This window comes from Enterococcus sp. JM9B (assembly GCF_009933265.1).
In the GTDB taxonomy this organism is placed as follows: domain Bacteria; phylum Bacillota; class Bacilli; order Lactobacillales; family Enterococcaceae; genus Enterococcus_C; species Enterococcus_C songbeiensis.
Map to the genome: position 1 here is coordinate 25,657 of NZ_MAEK01000024.1, position 20,246 is coordinate 45,902.

General features: G+C 41.7%; 19 protein-coding genes. 17 read left to right on the forward strand and 2 right to left on the reverse strand.

The window, feature by feature from the left end; translation table 11 throughout:
• Positions 1–7 precede the first annotated feature (7 nt).
• The 8 genes from carB to BAU16_RS06725 all read left to right on the forward strand — a co-directional run bounded on the left by carB (position 8) and on the right by BAU16_RS06725 (position 8,641).
• Positions 8–3,160, forward strand: a complete 3,153-nt coding sequence (gene carB / locus BAU16_RS06690; protein WP_442896820.1) for a carbamoyl-phosphate synthase large subunit — start codon at positions 8–10, stop codon at positions 3,158–3,160.
• Positions 3,161–3,247: 87 nt separating this feature from the next.
• On the forward strand, positions 3,248–4,027 hold the full coding sequence (locus BAU16_RS06695; RefSeq protein WP_161526766.1) for a dihydroorotate dehydrogenase electron transfer subunit: 780 nt from the start codon (positions 3,248–3,250) through the stop codon (positions 4,025–4,027).
• Positions 4,027–4,947 carry a dihydroorotate dehydrogenase gene (locus BAU16_RS06700; protein WP_161526767.1) on the forward strand — a complete coding sequence of 307 codons (921 nt, stop codon included), beginning with the start codon at positions 4,027–4,029 and terminating at the stop codon, positions 4,945–4,947. The genes BAU16_RS06695 and BAU16_RS06700 overlap by 1 nt, the downstream gene beginning before the upstream one ends.
• Complete coding sequence (gene pyrF, locus BAU16_RS06705; protein ID WP_048605238.1) at positions 4,944–5,663, forward strand: orotidine-5'-phosphate decarboxylase; 720 nt, start codon at positions 4,944–4,946, stop codon at positions 5,661–5,663. The genes BAU16_RS06700 and pyrF overlap by 4 nt, the downstream gene beginning before the upstream one ends.
• Complete coding sequence (pyrE, locus tag BAU16_RS06710; protein WP_161526768.1) at positions 5,660–6,289, forward strand: orotate phosphoribosyltransferase; 630 nt, start codon at positions 5,660–5,662, stop codon at positions 6,287–6,289. The genes pyrF and pyrE overlap by 4 nt, the downstream gene beginning before the upstream one ends.
• A gap of 100 nt (positions 6,290–6,389) precedes the next feature.
• Complete coding sequence (locus BAU16_RS06715; protein ID WP_161526769.1) at positions 6,390–7,022, forward strand: YfbR-like 5'-deoxynucleotidase; 633 nt, start codon at positions 6,390–6,392, stop codon at positions 7,020–7,022.
• A 17-nt stretch (positions 7,023–7,039) separates the two neighbouring features.
• Positions 7,040–7,726: a carbonic anhydrase family protein gene (locus BAU16_RS06720; protein WP_237579221.1), complete on the forward strand. Its 687-nt coding sequence runs from the start codon at positions 7,040–7,042 to the stop codon at positions 7,724–7,726.
• Between the two features lie 6 nt (positions 7,727–7,732).
• Positions 7,733–8,641: a LysR family transcriptional regulator gene (locus BAU16_RS06725; RefSeq protein ID WP_161526770.1), complete on the forward strand. Its 909-nt coding sequence runs from the start codon at positions 7,733–7,735 to the stop codon at positions 8,639–8,641.
• Here BAU16_RS06725 and efbA read toward each other — a convergent pair.
• Both efbA and BAU16_RS06735 read right to left on the reverse strand, forming a co-directional pair.
• Positions 8,638–10,347 carry a fibronectin-binding protein EfbA gene (efbA, locus tag BAU16_RS06730; RefSeq protein ID WP_161526771.1) on the reverse strand — a complete coding sequence of 570 codons (1,710 nt, stop codon included), beginning with the start codon at positions 10,345–10,347 and terminating at the stop codon, positions 8,638–8,640. The genes BAU16_RS06725 and efbA overlap by 4 nt on opposite strands.
• Positions 10,348–10,395: 48 nt before the next feature.
• Entirely contained in the window at positions 10,396–10,794 is a 399-nt protein-coding gene (locus BAU16_RS06735; RefSeq protein WP_048605244.1) for a DUF1622 domain-containing protein, read from the reverse strand.
• 217 nt (positions 10,795–11,011) lie between these two features.
• Here BAU16_RS06735 and BAU16_RS06740 point away from each other — a divergent pair, with 217 nt between their 5' ends.
• The 9 genes from BAU16_RS06740 to BAU16_RS06780 all read left to right on the forward strand — a co-directional run bounded on the left by BAU16_RS06740 (position 11,012) and on the right by BAU16_RS06780 (position 20,240).
• Positions 11,012–11,587 (forward strand): hypothetical protein, encoded by a 576-nt coding sequence (locus BAU16_RS06740; protein ID WP_161526772.1) that lies wholly within the window; start codon positions 11,012–11,014, stop codon positions 11,585–11,587.
• A 335-nt stretch (positions 11,588–11,922) separates the two neighbouring features.
• Positions 11,923–12,936, forward strand: a complete 1,014-nt coding sequence (gene trpX / locus BAU16_RS06745) for a tryptophan ABC transporter substrate-binding protein (protein WP_161526780.1) — start codon at positions 11,923–11,925, stop codon at positions 12,934–12,936.
• Positions 12,937–13,824, forward strand: a complete 888-nt coding sequence (locus BAU16_RS06750; RefSeq protein ID WP_137605197.1) for an ABC transporter permease — start codon at positions 12,937–12,939, stop codon at positions 13,822–13,824.
• A complete protein-coding gene (locus BAU16_RS06755; protein ID WP_161526773.1) occupies positions 13,821–14,585 on the forward strand; it encodes an ABC transporter ATP-binding protein in 765 nt (254 codons plus the stop codon). Before BAU16_RS06750 ends, BAU16_RS06755 begins: the two co-directional genes overlap by 4 nt.
• 375 nt (positions 14,586–14,960) lie before the next feature.
• Positions 14,961–15,830 carry a shikimate dehydrogenase gene (locus BAU16_RS06760; protein ID WP_202621256.1) on the forward strand — a complete coding sequence of 290 codons (870 nt, stop codon included), beginning with the start codon at positions 14,961–14,963 and terminating at the stop codon, positions 15,828–15,830.
• A 19-nt stretch (positions 15,831–15,849) separates the two neighbouring features.
• On the forward strand, positions 15,850–16,875 hold the full coding sequence (gene aroF, locus BAU16_RS06765; RefSeq protein ID WP_137605200.1) for a 3-deoxy-7-phosphoheptulonate synthase: 1,026 nt from the start codon (positions 15,850–15,852) through the stop codon (positions 16,873–16,875).
• Between the two features lie 28 nt (positions 16,876–16,903).
• Positions 16,904–17,968 (forward strand): 3-dehydroquinate synthase, encoded by a 1,065-nt coding sequence (aroB, locus tag BAU16_RS06770; protein ID WP_161526775.1) that lies wholly within the window; start codon positions 16,904–16,906, stop codon positions 17,966–17,968.
• Between the two features lies 1 nt (position 17,969).
• Entirely contained in the window at positions 17,970–19,136 is a 1,167-nt protein-coding gene (gene aroC / locus BAU16_RS06775) for a chorismate synthase (protein WP_161526776.1), read from the forward strand.
• A 12-nt stretch (positions 19,137–19,148) separates the two neighbouring features.
• Complete coding sequence (locus tag BAU16_RS06780) at positions 19,149–20,240, forward strand: prephenate dehydrogenase (protein WP_161526777.1); 1,092 nt, start codon at positions 19,149–19,151, stop codon at positions 20,238–20,240.
• The last annotated feature ends 6 nt before the right edge of the window (positions 20,241–20,246 follow it).

The window sequence follows — 20,246 nt, forward strand, 5'->3', positions numbered from 1 at the left end:
AAAAATCATGGTGATTGGCTCTGGACCTATCGTGATTGGTCAAGCAGCTGAATTTGATTATGCCGGGACACAAGCCTGCCTTGCATTGAAAGAAGAAGGCTATGAAGTCGTGCTAGTCAATTCTAATCCGGCGACAATTATGACAGATAAAGATATTGCTGATCAAGTCTACATTGAACCAATTACGTTTGAATTCGTTTCGCGAATTTTGCGAAAGGAACATCCAGATGCTTTGCTGCCAACATTAGGTGGGCAAACTGGATTAAATATGGCGATTGAATTAGCCAATTCAGGAATCCTTGATGAATTAGGTATCGAATTATTAGGCACTAAATTAGCTGCCATCGATCAAGCGGAAGATCGGGATTTATTTAAAAAATTGATGGAAGAATTAGAACAGCCGATTCCTGAATCAGCAATCATTACTACGGTAGAAGAAGCGGTCGTGTTTGCCAAAACCATCGGCTATCCAGTCATTGTTCGTCCGGCCTTCACCCTTGGGGGTACCGGCGGCGGAATGTGTGACGACGAAGAAGAACTACGGCAGATTGCTGAAAACGGATTGAAGTTATCACCGGCAACCCAATGTTTGATTGAACGCAGTATCGCTGGTTTTAAAGAAATTGAATATGAAGTGATGCGGGATTCTGCAGATAATGCAATTGTCGTCTGCAACATGGAAAATTTTGATCCTGTTGGAATTCATACTGGCGACTCAATTGTTTTTGCTCCAAGTCAAACTTTAGCCGATCATGAATACCAGTTGTTGCGGGATGCATCCCTTAAAATCATCCGCGCCTTGAAAATCGAAGGAGGCTGTAACGTTCAATTGGCGCTTGATCCCCACAGCTTCAATTATTATGTTATCGAGGTCAATCCGAGGGTTTCTCGTTCTTCCGCTTTAGCAAGTAAAGCAACCGGTTATCCGATTGCAAAATTAGCAGCAAAAATCGCAGTAGGCTTAACGCTGGATGAAATGAAAAATCCGGTAACCGGAACGACCTATGCTGAGTTTGAACCAGCTTTAGATTATGTCGTAACCAAAATCCCTCGCTGGCCTTTTGATAAATTTGAACATGGGGAAAGAACTCTAGGAACCCAGATGAAAGCCACTGGGGAAGTGATGGCGATTGGGCGAAATATTGAGGAGTCTTTGTTAAAAGCCGTTCGTTCTCTGGAAATAGGTACCTATCACGTGGAGTTGCCCATCTTAAAAACTCTTTCTGATAATGATGTGACCACAAAAATAGTCAAAGCGCAAGATGATCGATTGTTTTACGTTGCTGAAGCTATTCGTCGGGGGTATACAATCCAGGATATTGCCGAAATGACGAAAATTGATTTATTCTTTTTGGATAAACTTTTGCACATCACAGAAATCGAAGACCAATTAAGGGAACAACCATTTGCTCTCCCTCTTTTGAAAAAGGCGAAACAACGTGGCTTTGCAGATCGTAAAATTGCTGAGCTTTGGGGAAGTGAAACAGAAATCATTCGGCAAACACGTAAAGATGCACAAATTTTACCGGTATATAAAATGGTGGATACCTGTGCAGCAGAGTTTGAGTCCACAACACCTTATTTTTACAGCACCTATGAATTTGAAAATGAAAGCATGAAATCCGATAAAGATTCTGTCTTGGTCTTGGGATCAGGTCCCATTCGAATCGGACAAGGAGTGGAGTTTGATTACGCCACCGTCCATTCGGTCCAAGCCATTCAAGCCGCTGGTTATGAAGCAATTATTATTAATAGTAATCCCGAAACAGTTTCAACTGATTTTTCAATCTCGGACAAACTTTATTTTGAACCGTTGACACTGGAAGATGTTCAAAATGTGATCGACTTGGAACAGCCAATGGGCGTGATCGTTCAATTTGGCGGACAAACAGCGATCAACTTGGCAGAGCCGTTGGAAAAAGCCGGTGTGAAAATTCTTGGAACCAGCATTGAAGATTTGGATCGGGCGGAAAGCCGTGATTTATTTGAACAGGCATTAAAAGAATTGAATATTCCGCAACCGCCAGGGGATACCGCAACGAATAAACAAGAAGCAGTCGCAATTGCTCAACGAATCGGTTATCCGGTTCTAGTTCGTCCCAGCTATGTATTAGGCGGACGAGCAATGGAAATCGTTGAAAATCAAGCAGATTTAGAAGATTACATGGAACACGCAGTCAAAGCATCTCCGGAACATCCAGTTTTAGTAGATAGCTATCTCATCGGCAGCGAGTGCGAGGTAGATGCAATTTGTGACGGAGAAACAGTTCTGATACCGGGGATCATGGAACATATCGAACGAGCCGGTGTTCATTCCGGTGATTCAATGGCGGTCTATCCACCACAAAAATTATCAGAAGAAATCAAACAAACCATTACCGACTACACCATTAAATTAGCTTTGGGTCTGAATTGTATCGGAATGATGAACATCCAATTTGTGATTCATGAAAATCAGGTCTATGTGATCGAAGTTAATCCACGGGCAAGCCGAACGGTTCCTTTCTTAAGCAAAGTAACTGGCATTCCGATGGCACAGCTGGCGACTAAAGCAATTTTAGGAACAAAATTAACCACATTGGGTTATCAAAATGGTCTTTATCCAGAAAGCACCACGGTTCACGTAAAAGCACCAGTCTTTTCCTTTACAAAACTGCAAAAGGTGGAAACCCATCTGGGACCAGAAATGAAATCTACCGGCGAAGTGATGGGATCGGACAAGACTTTGGAAAAAGCACTTTATAAAGCATTTGAAGCAGCTGGGCTGCATATTCCTGAATTTGGAACAGTCCTGTTTACCATCGCTGATGATACGAAGGAAGAGGCAGCAGAATTAGCGCAGCGTTTTTCAGAAATCGGCTTTAGCATCGTTGCAACAGAAGGAACTGCGGCCTATTTTGAAAATCTTGGTATTCGTGTCAAGGCAGTAGGCAAACTTTCTAATAGTGACAAAGAGCCAAACGCTCTCGCTTATCTAAGAGGAAAAGCGCAGTTGGTAGTCAACACGATGGATAAAAATCGCCAAGGAAGCTCACAAAACGGCTTTTTAATTCGGCGGGAGGCTGTCGAACATGGTGTACCATTATGTACATCATTAGATACTGCGGGAGCAATTTTGAAGGTGATGGAAGCTCGTGCCTTTACTACCTCGGCAATCTAACACGGCTGTTTTTACTGAACAAAATCATTATGGACAAGCAAGAAATCTACATGCTTTTTTTGAAAGCAAAGGATGCAGGAGGAACTCATGAAACAGGAATTAATGACTATTGTCTCTCAGAAAAATTTGGCTCCGAAAATTTATGAAATGACGCTTTCGGGAAAACTAGTTCAAGAAATGAAGACTCCGGGACAATTCTTGCATATTCGCGTTCCAAGACAAGATTTGCCGTTACGCAGACCCATCAGTCTAAATCAAATCGATCTTTCTCAAAATACCTGTCGCATCATTTATCGAGTCGAAGGAGATGGAACCAGAGTCTTTTCTGAATTAAAAGCTGGTGATTTTCTAGATGTTTTGGGACCGTTGGGAAATGGGTTTGATTTAAGTCAGTTGGCAACAGGAGATCAGGCATATATCATCGGGGGAGGAATTGGTATTCCCCCTTTATATGAACTGTCCCGCCAATTGGTGAAGCGAGGCGTCACCCCCGTTCATTTTTTGGGATTTGCGTCAAAAGAAGTTTTATATTACGAAAAAGAATTTTGTGCATTGGGTGAGACCCGAATTGCCACAGATGATGGCAGCTACGGTGTTCACGGCAACGTCGGCAATCTTTTGTTAGCCGATTCCTCAGCTCCGCCGGCTGCTGTTTTTGCCTGTGGAAGCAATGGCTTATTGAAAACAGTCGAACAACTCTACCAGCAACATCCCAACACGCAGCTTTCTTTAGAATCACGAATGGCTTGTGGCATTGGTGCTTGTTATGCCTGTGTTTGTCATTTGCAAGAGGATGAAACAGGAGAAAAAAGCGTGAAGGTTTGTGATGAGGGCCCCATTTTCTCCGTTGGAAAGGTGGTTTTATAATGGATCTTTCAGTAAAACTTCCCGGTTTAACCTTGAAGAACCCGATCATGCCGGCAAGCGGCTGTTTCGGTTTTGGCAAAGAATACGGGGAATATTATGATTTGAATCAATTAGGAAGTATTATGATCAAAGCAACGACTCCTCAACCTCGATTTGGCAACGAAACTCCTCGTGTGGCTGAGACCCCTAGTGGAATGTTGAACGCCATCGGATTGCAAAATCCTGGAATGAATGTCGTGATGGAAGACTATTTGCCGGAATTGCAACAAAAATATCCGGAACTACCAATCATTGCAAATGTTGCCGGTGCTTGTGAAGAAGATTACGTTGCTGTTTGTGAACGAATTGGAGATGCACCAAATATTCGTGCTATTGAGTTAAATATTTCCTGTCCGAATGTGAAACATGGGGGTATTGCTTTTGGTACAGATCCCAAAGTTGCTTATGAACTGACGAAGGCTGTTAAAAAAGTGGCAACGGTTCCGATCTACGTTAAATTATCTCCTAATGTCACCGACATCGTTCCTATTGCACAAGCAATTGAAAAGGGCGGCGCAGATGGCTTCACCATGATTAATACTCTGTTAGGTATGCGAATCGATTTAAAAACCCGCAAACCGATTTTAGCCAATCAAACAGGGGGATTATCCGGACCGGCAATCAAGCCTGTCGCAATCCGATTGATTCACCAAGTCGCAGCCGTGTCGGATTTGCCAATCATCGGTATGGGCGGCGTCATGACGGTGGATGATGTACTGGAAATGATTATGGCCGGTGCCAGTGCGGTAGCTGTCGGAACTGCAAATTTTACTGATCCCTATATTTGTCCCAAACTTATCGAGGGATTGCCACTACGGATGGCAGAGCTGGGGATTGAATCAATCCAACAACTTATTCAAGAAGTGGAGGAACGCAAATGAATCAACGACCAATTATCGCCCTGGATTTTTCCAGTCGCGGCGAAGTCGAACTTTTCTTTAAAAAATTCCCGAAAAATGAACCGCTGTTTGTCAAAATTGGTATGGAGCTGTTTTATCAAGAAGGACCAGAAACCGTTCGCTGGTTAAAGCGCAATGGTCATGATGTTTTCTTGGATTTGAAATTGCATGATATCCCAAATACCGTCGAAAAAGCCATGCGGGGATTGGCCGACTTAGGCGTCGACATCACATGTGTCCATGCGGCAGGCGGCGTCAAAATGATGGAAGCTGCTTTACGGGGACTGGAAGAAGGAACGCCCATGGGAAAACAACGTCCTAAGTTATTGGCAATTACTCAGTTGACCTCCACGACAGAAAAACAAATGCAAGAAGATCAATGGATTAATGTATCTCTGGAAGAAAGTGTCATTCATTACGCCCAATGTGCCCAACAGGCTGGTTTGGACGGTGTTGTTTCGTCAGCATTGGAGGTTGAAAAAATCAAACAGTCAACTGCTTCTGATTTTGTTTGTCTCACGCCCGGTATTCGTCCGACAGGCAGTGAAATTGGAGATCAAAAACGAGTGGTTACTCCCGGAGATGCCCGCAAAAATGGGGCAAGTTACATCGTTGTCGGTCGTCCTATTACCCAAGCAGCCGACCCATATGAGGCGTATTTGAAAATCAAAAATGAATGGAACGGAGAAAATCAATGACCTTAGAAATGACCATTGCAAAAGATTTATTGGAGATTGAAGCGGTTTTTTTGAGTCCTAGTGCACCTTTTACTTGGGCGAGCGGCATCAAAAGTCCGATTTATTGTGACAATCGAATCACGATGAGTTATCCTGCTGTTCGCAAGCAAATCGCCAGAGGTTTGGCAGAAAAAATCAAAGACTTTTACCCAGAAGTAGAAGTCATTGCCGGAACGGCAACTGCTGGTATTCCTCATGCCGCTTGGGTGGCAGAAATTCTTGAGTTGCCAATGGTTTATATCCGCAGTAAGGCGAAAGATCATGGAAAAGGCAACCAGATTGAAGGTCGGATCACTAAAAATCAAAAAATGGTAGTTATTGAAGATTTGATTTCCACCGGCGGCAGTGTACTGGAAGCCTGCGAAGCAGCAAAAAAAGAAGGTGCAGATGTCTTAGGCGTAGCCGCAATTTTTACTTATGAACTACCAAAAGGAAAAGAAAATTTTGAAAAAGCAGCAATGCCTTTGGTAACTCTGACAAATTATAGCGCCTTGGTCGCAACTGCCCTGGAAACCAACTATATCGACCAAAAAGATCTTATATTATTGGAAAAATGGAAAGAAAATCCAGAGAATTGGTTGCAGTGATGGATTTTTTGAGACTAAACAATTTTTAGTCTCTTTTTGTTTATTTTCAGAAATTTTTTTGGTAGGATGGAAACAACTCAATAGGAAAGCGGGGAACGTTATGGGATTGAATGAATATTTGCTAGGATTGAACAATCTGGAAAAAATTTACCGAGCACCAGGTTTTTTTAAATTTACCGAACACAGTGTTGCGGCACACTCCTATCGCGTCGCTTCTATTGCACAAGTTTTAGGGGATATTGAGGAGATGAACGGTGTCGCAATCGACTGGAAATCCCTTTATGAAAAAGCGTTGAATCATGATTATACAGAGCGTTTTATCGGTGACATCAAAACACCCGTCAAATACGCCAGTCCTGAATTGCGGGCAATGTTGCAACATGTGGAAGAAAAAATGACGGATGAATTTATTCACCAAGAAATTCCCTCTGAGTTTCAAGCAATCTACCGACGCCGCTTGTCGGAAGGAAAAGATGAAACGGTGGAAGGGGAAATTTTGGCGATCGCCGATAAGGTAGATCTTTTGTATGAATCCTTTGAAGAAATCAATAAAAATAATCCGGAAAAGGTATTCGAAGAAATGTTTTTAGAATCGGTACAGACGATTAAGCAGTTTCAACATCGTCCAAGTGTCGAATATTTCTTTAAAAACATTTTTCCAGAATTACTGGATGAGCGCTTTTACGGTGATCAGAAATTTTTAGAAGAAATCAATGAAATCCTTATTTCTTAAACTTAGGAGGTAACAGGTTGAAGCGAAACATGGATGTTCCTTGGAGTTATCAAGGAGAAAATGGACCAGAATATTGGCACACCCTATGTGATTGGTATCAGGAAGGAGCAGAATTTCCTTTTCAATCACCAATTTCATTGGTTCGATCAGAGACGCAACAAAAAGGAATTAAGCCAATCAGTTTTCACTATCAAAAAGAACGTTTTACGGAAAAAGAATTTAAAAATACGATTCATTTCGTTCCCTATGATTGCACCAGCTATGTCCTTTTTGAAGAAAAAAAATATCTGCTGACAGATATTCATTACCACATGCCTAGTGAACATTGGCTTGATGGAGAACAAAAGGAAATCGAATTTCATTTGGTCCATATGGATAAAGCAGGAAACAACCTGGTCGTTGGCGTTTTATTTCAATTGTGTGAACAAGAAATGCCTTTTAAAGCAGGCGATTCGTGGGATTTTGACAATCATCTGGAGATTTTTGATCCAACGATTTTTTTACCACGTCGAAGAAGTCACTTTCATTATGTCGGTTCATTGACCACACCACCTACGAAGGGACCAATCAATTGGTTCGTTTTTGATGAAGTGGGGAAAATGTCCCGACGTTTTATTGAAGAATTTAGAGAAGAAGTTTTAGAAAATAACAATCGTCCACTACAAGAAAAATTGGATCGGGGAATTTTCTATTTTGAGGAGTAGGAACAAATGAATCTTCAACAGTTGCGTTATGTGGTAGCAGTCGCGAATAATGGCAGTTTTCGCGAAGCTGCTCGGAAAATGTTTATCACTCAGCCGAGCCTGTCAAACGGCATCAAAGAATTAGAAAAAGAACTAGGATTGAGCCTTTTTGTCCGTACCAACCAAGGTGCTGTCTTGACAGCCGACGGAAAGGATTTTTTGGCGCGGGCAGAAAAAATTCTGGTACAAATGGATCGTTTGGAGACGCGTTATCAAAAAAAAGAACCCACCGAACGTTTTTCTATTGCTTCCCAGCATTATGATTTTTTGGGCTCGATTATCGGCGGTCTGATCCAGCGTTTTCCTCAGTACGAAGAGTACCGGATCATGGAGACAACGACTGCTAAGGTAATTGAAGAAGTAGCTGAAGGCCATAGCGAAATCGGCTTGTTGTATATGAATGAAAAAAATCAAAAAGGGTTGGAACGTTATTTAGAACAGGCAGGTTTGGCAAAAGTTGATCTCGGTACTTTTCGCACGCATATTTTTGTCGGTAAACAGCATCCGTTAGCCGAGCAAAAAGAAATCGCAACGACACAGTTGAAAGACTATTCTCAAGTTCGTTTTAATCAAGAGGGGGGGGATTTTGATTATTTTGAGGAAGATCCTCTGAAAAATCAAACAAAAAGCTGTATCGTTACCAATGATCGGGGAACCTTAACCAATATTTTACGAACCAGTGATGCGTATGCATCCGGCTCTGGCATCGTCGATCGGGGAACGAAAGAACAAATCCGCTTGATCCCATTAGCAGAAGAACCCCTGAATCATCTTTATGGTATTTATCCAAAACAAACAAAACTTTCGGAGATCGCAGAAGAATTTTTTTTCGATGTGCGGACCTTCATCATCAACAGCAAAAAACCAACCGCTTAGGCAGTTGGTTTTTTTGTACGTTCCTGAATGGCTTCTTCTTCTGGCGTGATAAAATAGGTTTTTTGATTCTCGTAAATCACGTAGCCAGGTTTTGCCCCATTTGGCTTGTGGATGTATTTGACCTGTACCAAATCCACCGGAACTTGTGCAGAATAACGGTATTTTGAAAAATAAGCAGCCAGTTCAGCAGCCTCCAAAATGGTTTCTTCTGAAGGCGTATTGGAGCGGATAATGACATGAGAACCGGGAATGTTTTTGGCATGAAGCCAAAAATCCGTTTTGCGGGCAGTACGCAAGGTTAGTTGGTCATTTTGCAAATTGTTTTTACCAACCAGAATCTCTGTCCCATCAGTTGCGTAAAAAATTTCTGGTTGTGATTTTTTATTTTTTTTCTGACGCTTTGCCGGTTTCTTCAAATAGCCTTGATCTTGGAGTTCCTCCCGAATAATCTCTACATCCATCGGTCCAGCGATTTCCAATTGCGCCAGCACAGATTCAAGATAAGCGATTTCTTCTTTGGTTTCTCGAATTTGTTCACCAATCAGTTTGACCGCATTCCGTAATTTTTGATACCGTTGAAAATATTTTTGAGCATTTTGATTGGGTGACCATGCCGGATTCAAGGCGATTGTCATCAGACGGTCCTCTTCATAATAATTGGGCAACTCGACGGAGGTTGCGCCTCTTGGTACCTGAGTCATGAAGGTAGTCAACAATTCGCCTTTTTGTCGAAATTCTTCTGCGTTTTCTGAATCAGCCAGTGTTTTTTCACGCTTCATCAATTTCTTCTTATTCCGAGTCAGCTCGTTTTCCATTTTTCGTAACAATTCACTGCCTTGCTGCTTAACTCGATCCCGTTCCGCTTTGTCATGATAGTAAAGATCTAAAAGCTGACTGAGGGTTTCGGTGGTTTGTATTTCTGCATCTTCAATCAGCGTTTGATAGGGAACAGGTGTGAAGAAATCTTTTTTTTCTTGTAAGACGAGCGTGGGGGAAAGCTTTTCCTCTAGGGTTTGGAAGAAATCATGCCAGACACGCAATTTTTCATTTGGTGCTTGGTTCAAGCGAAAAGCAAGTTCTGTTGCAGTATCGGCCCCCAATCCCTGAAATTGTTGTTGCAAATAGTTTTTTGTCAGTTCTGGGGCTTTTGAAAGTCGGTCGAAAATCACCGGATCACTTGCAGTAAAAGGATTCAAAAGGTCCTGTTTTGGCGGTTCAACATAATCGACTCCCGGTAAAAGGGAACGATACGTATTTTGCGATACACCGATATGTTTGATGGCATCTAAAATTTTTCCAGTTTCTTGATTCATCAATAAAATCGTGCTGTGACGTCCCATCAATTCGACGATCAATACAATATTTTGCAAGTCTCCCAATTCATCTCGACGACTAAAAGTGAAATGAATTACCCGGTCATTGTTAATCTGATGTATTCGTTCCAAAATTGCGCCATCCAGATACTTTCGCAGCATCATAATAAAATTCGGCGGTGTATCTGGATTGGCATATGCGATGTTGGTCAGTTGCACCCGGGCATAACTGGGGTGGGCGGACAAGAGCAGTTTTTTATTCTTTCCTTGGTTACGGATCACCAATATGATTTCGTTTGTATAAGGCTGATGGATTTTTGAAATGCGTCCCCGCACTAATTCTTTCGAAAGTTCTTCAATCATTAAATGAGTAAATACGCCGTCAAATGACATCTTTTTTTCCTCTTTTCATAAATTACCTGTTAAATGCTTATTATAACACTAGCGTTTGATTTTTTTGATTTTATTTTCTTCCTCATCATCCAATGCATCTTGCAATTCTCGATGCAAGAAGAAGGAGATCACCGTGCGAATGACGACGACAGCAGCCAAACGCAAAATATCCTCGGTCGTAGGATTGATGATTGATTCGATGATATCTGCAGCAATCAAAATTTCCAGACTGAGCAGGATGTAACTGCCTAAAAAGTTTTTGATGAAATTGTTGTTGCGGGCGGCACGAACGTGATCGATATGGGTCGATTCTGATCGGATGAAATCATATCCGGAGATAATGACACCCCAAACTAAAACGATGATGGAGAGAAAATTTAAACAAAGGATCATAATTTCAAAAATCGGGGTTAAAATCTCCATAATATTGTCACTTAAATGAATCATCGGGTTCCTCCTGTGTCCTGTTTTTTTGCTGATTCTGACTCAAGTCCATCAACTAAGTAAAAGAAAAAAACAGGGAAAGCTTTTTATTAAAAGTCGTTTCCTCTATCATACAAAAGATTTGAAAAGATGGAAAGATTCTTGACGTTAATAGTGATTAATTGCTAGTATGGGATAATAGATATAAACCATGCAGAAGTGACGGAAAGGGGGAAAAAAGTTGGAGGTAAAAAAATGGCTTGAAACTATAAAAACACAGGTTCTTGATCATTGGGATCAGCTGGCTGACTGGGTAGACAGAGAACCAAAACGAGCAATGCTCACGGGAGCCAGTCTGCTTGCCTGTTCGTTACTCTTTACCGGCGGCATGCTTTGGTCGCAACGGCATATTCGCCAATCAGAATACGAAAATCTGGTTTTTTCCGCGCTTCCGTCAAAAAAAATCCAGCCTTTGAGCTATCAAAGTGGAGATCATCAAATCAGCAAGTCACAGGCGATTTCTGTTATGTTCAGCAAACCGCAGGGAAAAACCTATCAACAGGTCCTTGATCTTTTGGGTAGTGAAAAAGCGCAAGAATTTAATCGGCAGGTTTTCTATTATCCGATTGTCTATAATACAGCGGGGATTCAAGAAAAGTACGGCGTCAATCCCGATCAGGTGACAATTGTCTTTTTTGAAAAAGGAAAAGAAAAAAATCGGTTTGTCGTAGAGCAATTGACTGATTTTGGAGAAGAATTTATTCCTGAGTTGAATCGGCTACCAATGTGGAGCATCAAAGAAATTGAGGAAAAATAGAAAAAATTCAGAAAACAGTCATTTTTCTATTGACGAATAAAAAACAATCAGGTATTCTATTTTCAACACAAACGAAGGGGTGACCATCATGAAACTATTTACATTACAAACTCAAGGACAATTGAAGAGTTGGCAAAACTGGCGTAGATAGTTGTATTGATGGAAAAAAATCCATAGATACAACTTTTTAGAGAACATTCTAATGTTGTGTCTATGCCAAATAATTTTGAAATTATTGCCGCATAGAAACGTTCTATGCGGTTTTTTAGTTGCGACTAGCAATTTCCGCAGGGAGATGGCTAGTCTTTTTACTTATTAGGAGGATAAAGAAAATGATAAAAAACAAAGGGTTAATCGCAACAGTTATTGGATTAGTAATTATTTTGGCAGGTTTTGCTATTTTTGAAGGAATGAACAAAGAACCGGAAAAAAAGACCGCAGAAACCGTTAAATCTGTAGGTATTTTACAGTTCGTCAGTCATCCGGCATTGGATCAAATCACTGAAGGAATCAAAGAAGGATTGAAAAAAGAAGGCTTTGAAGAAGGAAAAAACCTAAAAATAAACTTCCAAAACGGGCAAGCCGATCAAAGTAAATTAGACACAATGAGTCAACAGTTAGTGCAGGACAAATCCGATGTTCTGATTGGGGTAGCAACACCTGCGGCCCAAGCATTGGCCAACACAACAGATAAACTACCGATTCTGCTTGGTGCAGTTACCGATCCCTTAGGTGCCGGTTTAGTAAAGAGCAATGAAAAACCTGGTGGAAATATCACCGGTGTTTCGGATCAACCACCCGTTGCTGCTCAAATCAAATTGGCCCATGAATTATTACCAGAAGCAAAAAAAGTCGGCATCTTGTATTCTTCGTTGGAAGCTAATTCAAAATTCCAAGTAGCACAGGCAGAAGCAGCAGTCACTAATCTGGGTTTGACGGCAGAAAAAAAAGCTGTTTCTTCTACAAATGAAATTGCTCAAGCGGTTCAAGTTTTGGCTCAATCCGTTGATTTCATTTATATTCCATTAGATAATACGGTTGCAAGTGCAATGGAGACAGTGGTTTCCGAAGCAGATAAAAATAATGTACCGATCATTCCCTCTGTTGACACTATGGTTCAGCAAGGAGGATTAGCAACTGTCGGTATCAATCAAAAAGAATTAGGTATCCAAACCGGAAAAATGGCTGCGGCAATCCTAAAAGGCGAAGCAGAACCAGCGACCACCCCCGTTTACACTTTTACCGATGGGGATACTATCATCAATACGGATCAAGCAAAACGGTTTAATATCGATCTTGGCGATAAAGCAGACACAGCAACCCTTGTCACGACGGGAGGAGAAGAATAAATGATTGTTTCAACAATTGGGCAGGGACTACTTTGGTCGTTGCTGGGACTGGGAATTTTTATGACCTATCGTATTTTAAATTTTCCTGATATGACCACAGAAGGTTCTTTCCCATTGGGAGGGGCGGTCTGTGTGACTGCAATCACCAGTGGAATTCATCCAATTTTGGCAACATTGTTGGGTGTTTTGGCGGGAATGGCAGCTGGTTTAGTGACCGGTCTGCTTTTCACTAAGGGCAAAATTCCAGTGATTTTAGCCGGTATTCTTGTTATGTCTGGTTTAAATTCCGTGATTTTATTCGTTATGCAAAGCCCCAATAAAGGCTTGATGAAATTTCCCCGTATTCAAGATATTTTTCAAGGGCTACATTTACCAAACTATTTTGATATCGTGCTGCTGGGAGTTGTTGCGGTATTGGTGACAATTGGTTTATTGCTATTGTTTTTTTACACAGAACTTGGACAAGCGTATATTGCCACCGGTGATAATGAAGAAATGGCTCGTTCATTAGGAATCAAGACCGATCGCATGAAGATTCTTGGATTGACCTTGTCAAACGGTGTGATTGCTTTATCCGGTGCCTTGATTTCTCAAAATGACGGCTATGCGGATGTTTCAAAAGGAATCGGGGTCATCGTCATCGGTTTGGCTTCAATTATTATTGGTGAAGTATTGTTTGGAGAACTAAGTTTTGCTGAACGATTGGCAGCAGTGGTGATTGGCAGTATCATTTATCAATTATTGATTTTTGTCATCATCTGGGCTGGCTTTGATACAACTTATCTAAAAATTATTTCTTCTGGAATTCTAGCTATTTGTCTGATGGTTCCTCGTTTCAGACAAGCCCTGAATTTGAAAACCGGGTTGGAAAAGGAGGCGTCCAAATGAGTGTTTTAGAAATCAAAAACGTTTCAAAAGTAATCAAAAATGGCGTCAATGAACAAAAAATACTTTTGGATCAGATTGATCTAACCTTACAAGCGGGAGATTTTGTTACGGTTCTAGGGGGAAATGGTGCCGGAAAAAGTACCTTGTTTAATATAGTTTCTGGAACATTGCCTGTAACCACCGGCAGCATCACCATTGACGGTGTCGATGTGACCAAAGCTTCCGAAGAAAAACGGGCAACGTATATTTCACGAGTTTTTCAAGATCCGAAAATGGGGACGGCTCCTCGGATGACGGTGGCGGAAAATCTTTTGCTGGCAGAAAAACGAGGTGTTCAACGACGCTTGGTTTCACGAAAAATCAATGAGAAAAAAGCTGGTTATTTTGATCTCTGTCAACAAGTCGGCAATGGATTGGAAAATCATCTGGATGTTCCGACCGGTAATCTTTCCGGGGGACAACGGCAGGCATTGAGCTTACTAATGGCAACCATTCGCCCGCCACAGTTGCTTTTGTTGGATGAACATACAGCAGCCCTTGATCCCAAAACTTCCAAACAATTGATGGCCCTCACAGCACAACGAGTAGCCGAGCAGCAATTGACCTGCATGATGATTACTCACCGAATGGAAGATGCTTTGCATTATGGAAATCGTCTGATTCTTTTGCAAAAAGGAAAAATCGTCAAAGACCTGAATGCTGCAGAAAAAGCGAAACTGACCTTACACGATTTGCTTTTATTTTTTGAAGAAGAGTTGTAAGCTCTCAGAAAAATTGAAAAAATTTTCAAAAAATAATTGACAGCTACTTTTTTTATGTCTATACTAAGAACAATCTTACATCAGCTTGGAGCGATTCTAATGAAATTAGTACAACACGCACAACTGAATAATTATTACTTTAGCTATTTTAGATAGGTTTGTATTCATGATTTCATGGGTGCAAACAGACCAAGTTTGTATCTATGATGGCTAGAGATTTTTGACACGACTTACAGCCACGTAGATAAGAAATCTATAGTGGCTATTTTAATTTTACCGAGCTTTTCAGGCTCCTTAGAAGATGTTCACTGTAGAGGGATGATTTACTACAGTCAACATCTTTTTTTGTTGGTTTTGCTGTAAAAAATAGGAGGAATAAAAATGGAAATCACAGGACACACCCATTTGGCCGGGTTATATGCCAAGCCTGCTCGCCACAGTATCTCACCAATGATGCACAACGCAGCCTTTATTGAAAAAGGAATCGATGCCAGATATCTTGCATTTGATGTAGAACCTGAGGATCTTAAAACCAGCGTTGAAGCGATTCGGACATTGCAGTTATTGGGTGTCAATTTATCTATGCCTCATAAAATGGCGGCTGTTCCTTTGATGGACGAATTAAGCGAAGCCGCACAATTGATTGGTGCCATCAACACAATCGTCCACCATGAAGGAAAGTTGATTGGTCACAATACAGACGGAATTGGCTTTATGGCCAGTTTAACCGATGCTGGTATCTCGATTATCGGCAAAGAAATTACCCTGATGGGGGCAGGCGGCGCAGCGACAGCGATTATTTCTCAAGCGGCTTTAGACGGAGTCAAAAAAATTCACGTCTTTAATCGAAAAGATGCCTTTTATGATCAGATTGCCGTAAAATTAGCACAAATCAGTCGTCACACCAACTGTGAGATTCATTTAGCAGACCTTGAAGATCATTCAGCATTACAGCAGGCTATCGCAACCAGTGTTCTCTTGGTTAATGCAACACGGGTAGGAATGAAACCAAATGATGGTGCAATGGCATTACCGGATGTTTCCTTTTTACACGCTGAATTAGCAGTCTATGATGTCATCTACGAACCACGAGAAACAAAATTGCTTCGACTTGCAAGAGAAAAAGGATTAAAAACCGTAAACGGTTTGGGCATGCTGTTGTATCAAGGTGCTGCTTCATTTGAATTATGGACCGGACAAAAGATGCCGGTAGAAAAAATTAAACCAATCGTTGAAAATAATTAAAAGAGAGTAGGAAAAAAGAATGATCGTGATTATGAAGAAAGATGCCACCAAAGAACAGGTTGAGTCCGTGGTGAACCGTATCAAAAAAGAAGGCTTAGAAGTGAACATTGATCAAGGAACAGAACACATCGTCATTGGATTAAAAGGTGATACTCGCGGTATGCAGGACGTGGCATTCAATAGTTTTGAAGGTGTAGAGAATACCGTTAAAATTTCTAAAACTTACAAATTAACTTCTCGCGAATTTCATCCCGGCGATACCGTCGTTGATGTTGACGGAGTAAAAATCGGTGACGGCAGTTTTGTTACAATGGCTGGACCTTGCTCGATTGAAGGACTGGATCAAATCAGAGAATGTGCCCGAATGGCAAAAGCCGGCGGAGCAAAAATTTTACGTGGGGGGGCATTTAAACCTCGCACCTCTCCTTATGCGTTTCAAGGATTAGAAGAAGAAGGTTTGAAATACATTCGTCAAGCTGCCGATGAGTTTGGCATGAAAGTAATTACGGAAGTCATGGATGAAGGGCATATCGATATGATTGCCGAATACAGTGACATTTTACAAATTGGTGCCCGCAACATGCAAAACTTTAAATTATTATCTGCTGTGGGGAAAACAGGTAAACCAATCGGCTTAAAACGAGGAATTTCAGGAACAATTGATGAATGGTTGAATGCAGCAGAATACGTTGCAGTAGAGGACAAATCGCCAGTGATTTTCATCGAGCGTGGGATTCGTACTTACGAAACAGCTACCCGAAATACGTTTGATTTAAGTGCTGTTCCGTTAATCAAAAAACTTAGTCACTTTCCGATTATCGTCGATCCAAGTCATGGAACAGGCATTTGGGATTTAGTACCACCTATGGCTCGTGCAGGAGTTGCCAGCGGAGCAGATGGTATGATCGTTGAAATCCACCCTGATCCTGCTAATGCTTGGTCAGACGGTCCCCAATCCTTAAATGAAAAAACTTACCTGCGCATGATGAAAGAAGTGGGAATCATGGAAAAAGCCATGCAGGAAATCAAAGCTTTATCAAAATAATTTCTAATTTAGGAAAGAAGTGGAAGCTATGCTTACGGTTCATTTAGCAAATCATCAATACGATATTCTTATCAATCAAGGAGCACTACAACAAACAGGAAAATGGCTGAAAACAATCTGGAAACCTCAGAAAGTTGCGGTTATTACCGATAGCAATGTCGCTCCTCTTTATGCAGAAACAGTTATGCAACAAGTAGAGAAAAGCGGATTTCAACCAGTTTTGACCGTGGTTCCTGCCGGTGAAAAAAGCAAATCCCTTGATCAAGCAGCGTTGCTTTACGATTTTTTAGCAGAGAATGGTTTTACCCGCAGTGATGGTGTTTTAGCTTTAGGAGGAGGTGTTGTTGGTGATTTGGCAGCATTTGTTGCTTCAACTTTTATGCGGGGCATTCATTTTGTACAAATTCCCACGACTCTTTTGGCACAGGTGGATTCTAGCATTGGTGGAAAAACAGCCGTCAACACAGCGAACGCAAAAAATCTGGTGGGAACTTTCAGTCAGCCGGATGCTGTTTTGATTGATCCATTGGTGTTAAAAACCTTAGAACCTCGCCGTGTTCGGGAAGGCATCGCAGAAATCATCAAATCCGCCGCAATCGCCGATATCGATTTATGGCAACTGCTTTCTTCCTTGAAAGATGAAGCAGATTTATTGGCTCACGCTGAAGCCATTATTACCGCAACCTTGAAAATCAAGCGTAAAGTGGTGGAAGAAGATGAATTTGATCAAGGCAATCGCTTGATTCTAAATTTTGGGCACACAATCGGTCACGCCATCGAAAAAACCGCCGGCTATGGTATCGTGAGTCATGGAGAAGGGGTAGCTATTGGAATGGTTGCTATCAATCGTCATGCCGAAGCAATCGGTTTATCTCCTAGCGGAAGTACACAACAACTAATAACAATGATTCAAAAATTTCATTTGCCAATCCATTATGATAACTGGCAGACAGATCACCTGTATCATGCGATCACTCATGATAAAAAAGCTCGTGGGAACCAATTAAAAATTATTTTATTAGAAAAAATCGGGGAAGCTAAGATTCACCCGATTCCCATCGCCGACATCAAGGAATATTTAGGAGGAAATTAATATGCGCTATATAACAGCTGGTGAATCACACGGTCCTGAGTTAACTGCAATTATTGAAGGCTTACCTGCCGGACTACCTTTGACAGAAGAAGATATTAATCTTGAACTTGCTAGAAGACAAACCGGTTATGGTCGCGGTGGACGAATGAAAATTGAAAAAGATCAAGTACGGATCACCTCTGGCATTCGTCACGGAAAAACGCTGGGCTCGCCAGTTACTCTGGTTGTTGAAAACAACGATTGGAAAAACTGGACAACGGTAATGTCCGTGGCAGAAGTCCCTGAAAAAGATAAAAAATTACGAAGAGTTGCCCGCCCACGTCCCGGTCATGCCGATCTTGTCGGTGGCATGAAATACCATCACGACGATTTACGGAATGTTTTGGAACGCTCCTCTGCACGAGAAACCACGATGCGGGTAGCAATCGGGGCTGTCGCCAAAAAGATTCTTTCAGAACTTGGAATCATCGTTGCGGGTCATGTTACTTGCCTTGGCGGTATCCATGCGAAATTACCGGAAAACTTGAGTATTCAAGAAATACAAAAAATCTCCAATGCTTCTGATGTTCGAGTAATCGATCCCGATGTAGAGCAAGAAATGAAGGATCTCATTGATGAAACGAAGAAAAAAGGGGATACAATCGGCGGCATCGTCGAAGTCCTTGTCGGCGGTGTTCCCGCTGGATTGGGCAGTTATGTGCAATGGGATACTAAATTAGATGCTAAAATCGCACAAGCCGTAGTAAGTATCAACGCGTTTAAAGGTGTGGAATTTGGTGTTGGTTTTGAAGCCGGCTCATTGCCCGGATCACAAGTCATGGATGAGATTCTTTGGGATGAGCAAGATGGCTACACTCGCCGGAGTAATAACCTTGGTGGATTTGAAGGGGGCATGACAAACGGAGAACCGATCGTTGTTCGAGGAGTGATGAAACCAATCCCAACTTTGTATAAACCCTTGCAAAGTGTCGATATCGATACAAAAGAACCCTATAAAGCAAGTGTTGAACGATCTGATAGTACGGCTGTTCCGGCTGCCAGTGTGGTTGCTGAAAGCGTCGTCGCTACTGTCGTGGCAAATGAACTCTTACAAAAATTTCCAAGCGATTCCTTCGCCGAACTAAAAACCAGTGTTGCAGAATATCGGGAGTACTTGAAAAATTACTAGGAGGCGCTGAGAATGAAACAACGAATATTGATCGTTGGTCTGGGATTGATTGGCGCTTCGATGTCATTATGTATCAAGAAGCAACATCCGCAAACGGTACTGATAGGGTGGGACAAACTTGAAACTACTCGCAACATTGCAAAAGAAAAAAAAATCGTGGATTTGATTCCAGCCGATTTCGCTGAGGGGGCCACGCAGGCAGATCTTATTCTGCTTGCGGTACCCGTCAATGCGGCTAGAAATTTTCTTGATCAATTGGAGCAATTACCGGTAAAAGAAAATTTGCTGGTAACCGATGTCAGCAGTACCAAGCAACAAATCGTTCATGCTGCCCAAACGAAAAAATTTCGGTTTGTCGGAGGACATCCGATGGCAGGTTCCCACAAATCCGGTGTGCAGGCGGCAGACAGTGATCTTTTTGAAAATGCCTATTATATTTTTACCCCGGTCAAAGAACAAAGCTCAGATGTCGCTTTGTTGCAGGAACTTTTTCAAGGAACAAGGGCAAAATATGTAGTGCTTTCAGCAGAAGAACACGACCGCATTACAGGAATGTTGAGTCACCTGCCCCATATCATTGCCGCCGGTTTAGTGAATCAAGCAGATCTTTTTAATCAGGAACATCCACGGGCAAAACAATTGGCTGCCGGCGGTTTTCGGGATATTACCCGAATTGCTTCTTCTGATCCAGTCATGTGGACAGATATTCTTCTAAGCAACAAGAAATTTTTGCTGGAAGGCCTGACACAATGGCAGCAGGAGATGGAACAAATTGCGGGATGGCTCAAAGAAGATAATCAACAAGAAATTTTTGCTTTTTTTAATCGGGCAAAGGATACTCGGGATCAATTACCCGTTCATCAGCATGGAGCAATCCCGGCATTTTATGACTTGTTGATTGATGTACCGGATGTGCCGGGAGTCATCGCAGAGGTTACCGGACTTTTGGGAGCTGCGAAGTTGTCCTTGATTAATCTGAAAATTCAGGAAACAAGAGAAGATATTATCGGTGTATTGCAAATCAGTTTTAAAAATCAAAAAGATTTGCTTGCTGCACAAAAGTGTATCGAAACCAACACGGATTATCATTGTTGGACCAAATAATCGGGG

What these genes read in the sequence shown, in the direction of transcription:
- aroC (WP_161526776.1), top strand. Translation starts at nt 17,970, where the DNA reads ATGCGCTATATAACAGCTGGTGAATCACACGGTCCTGAGTTAACTGCA.
- carB (WP_442896820.1), top strand. Translation starts at nt 8, where the DNA reads ATGGTGATTGGCTCTGGACCTATCGTGATTGGTCAAGCAGCTGAATTT.
- BAU16_RS06755 (WP_161526773.1), top strand. Translation starts at nt 13,821, where the DNA reads ATGAGTGTTTTAGAAATCAAAAACGTTTCAAAAGTAATCAAAAATGGC.
- BAU16_RS06750 (WP_137605197.1), top strand. Translation starts at nt 12,937, where the DNA reads ATGATTGTTTCAACAATTGGGCAGGGACTACTTTGGTCGTTGCTGGGA.
- BAU16_RS06700 (WP_161526767.1), top strand. Translation starts at nt 4,027, where the DNA reads ATGGATCTTTCAGTAAAACTTCCCGGTTTAACCTTGAAGAACCCGATC.
- aroB (WP_161526775.1), top strand. Translation starts at nt 16,904, where the DNA reads ATGCTTACGGTTCATTTAGCAAATCATCAATACGATATTCTTATCAAT.
- BAU16_RS06725 (WP_161526770.1), top strand. Translation starts at nt 7,733, where the DNA reads ATGAATCTTCAACAGTTGCGTTATGTGGTAGCAGTCGCGAATAATGGC.
- BAU16_RS06715 (WP_161526769.1), top strand. Translation starts at nt 6,390, where the DNA reads ATGGGATTGAATGAATATTTGCTAGGATTGAACAATCTGGAAAAAATT.
- pyrE (WP_161526768.1), top strand. Translation starts at nt 5,660, where the DNA reads ATGACCTTAGAAATGACCATTGCAAAAGATTTATTGGAGATTGAAGCG.
- efbA (WP_161526771.1), bottom strand. Translation starts at nt 10,347, where the DNA reads ATGTCATTTGACGGCGTATTTACTCATTTAATGATTGAAGAACTTTCG.
- BAU16_RS06735 (WP_048605244.1), bottom strand. Translation starts at nt 10,794, where the DNA reads ATGATTCATTTAAGTGACAATATTATGGAGATTTTAACCCCGATTTTT.
- BAU16_RS06695 (WP_161526766.1), top strand. Translation starts at nt 3,248, where the DNA reads ATGAAACAGGAATTAATGACTATTGTCTCTCAGAAAAATTTGGCTCCG.
- pyrF (WP_048605238.1), top strand. Translation starts at nt 4,944, where the DNA reads ATGAATCAACGACCAATTATCGCCCTGGATTTTTCCAGTCGCGGCGAA.
- BAU16_RS06780 (WP_161526777.1), top strand. Translation starts at nt 19,149, where the DNA reads ATGAAACAACGAATATTGATCGTTGGTCTGGGATTGATTGGCGCTTCG.
- aroF (WP_137605200.1), top strand. Translation starts at nt 15,850, where the DNA reads ATGATCGTGATTATGAAGAAAGATGCCACCAAAGAACAGGTTGAGTCC.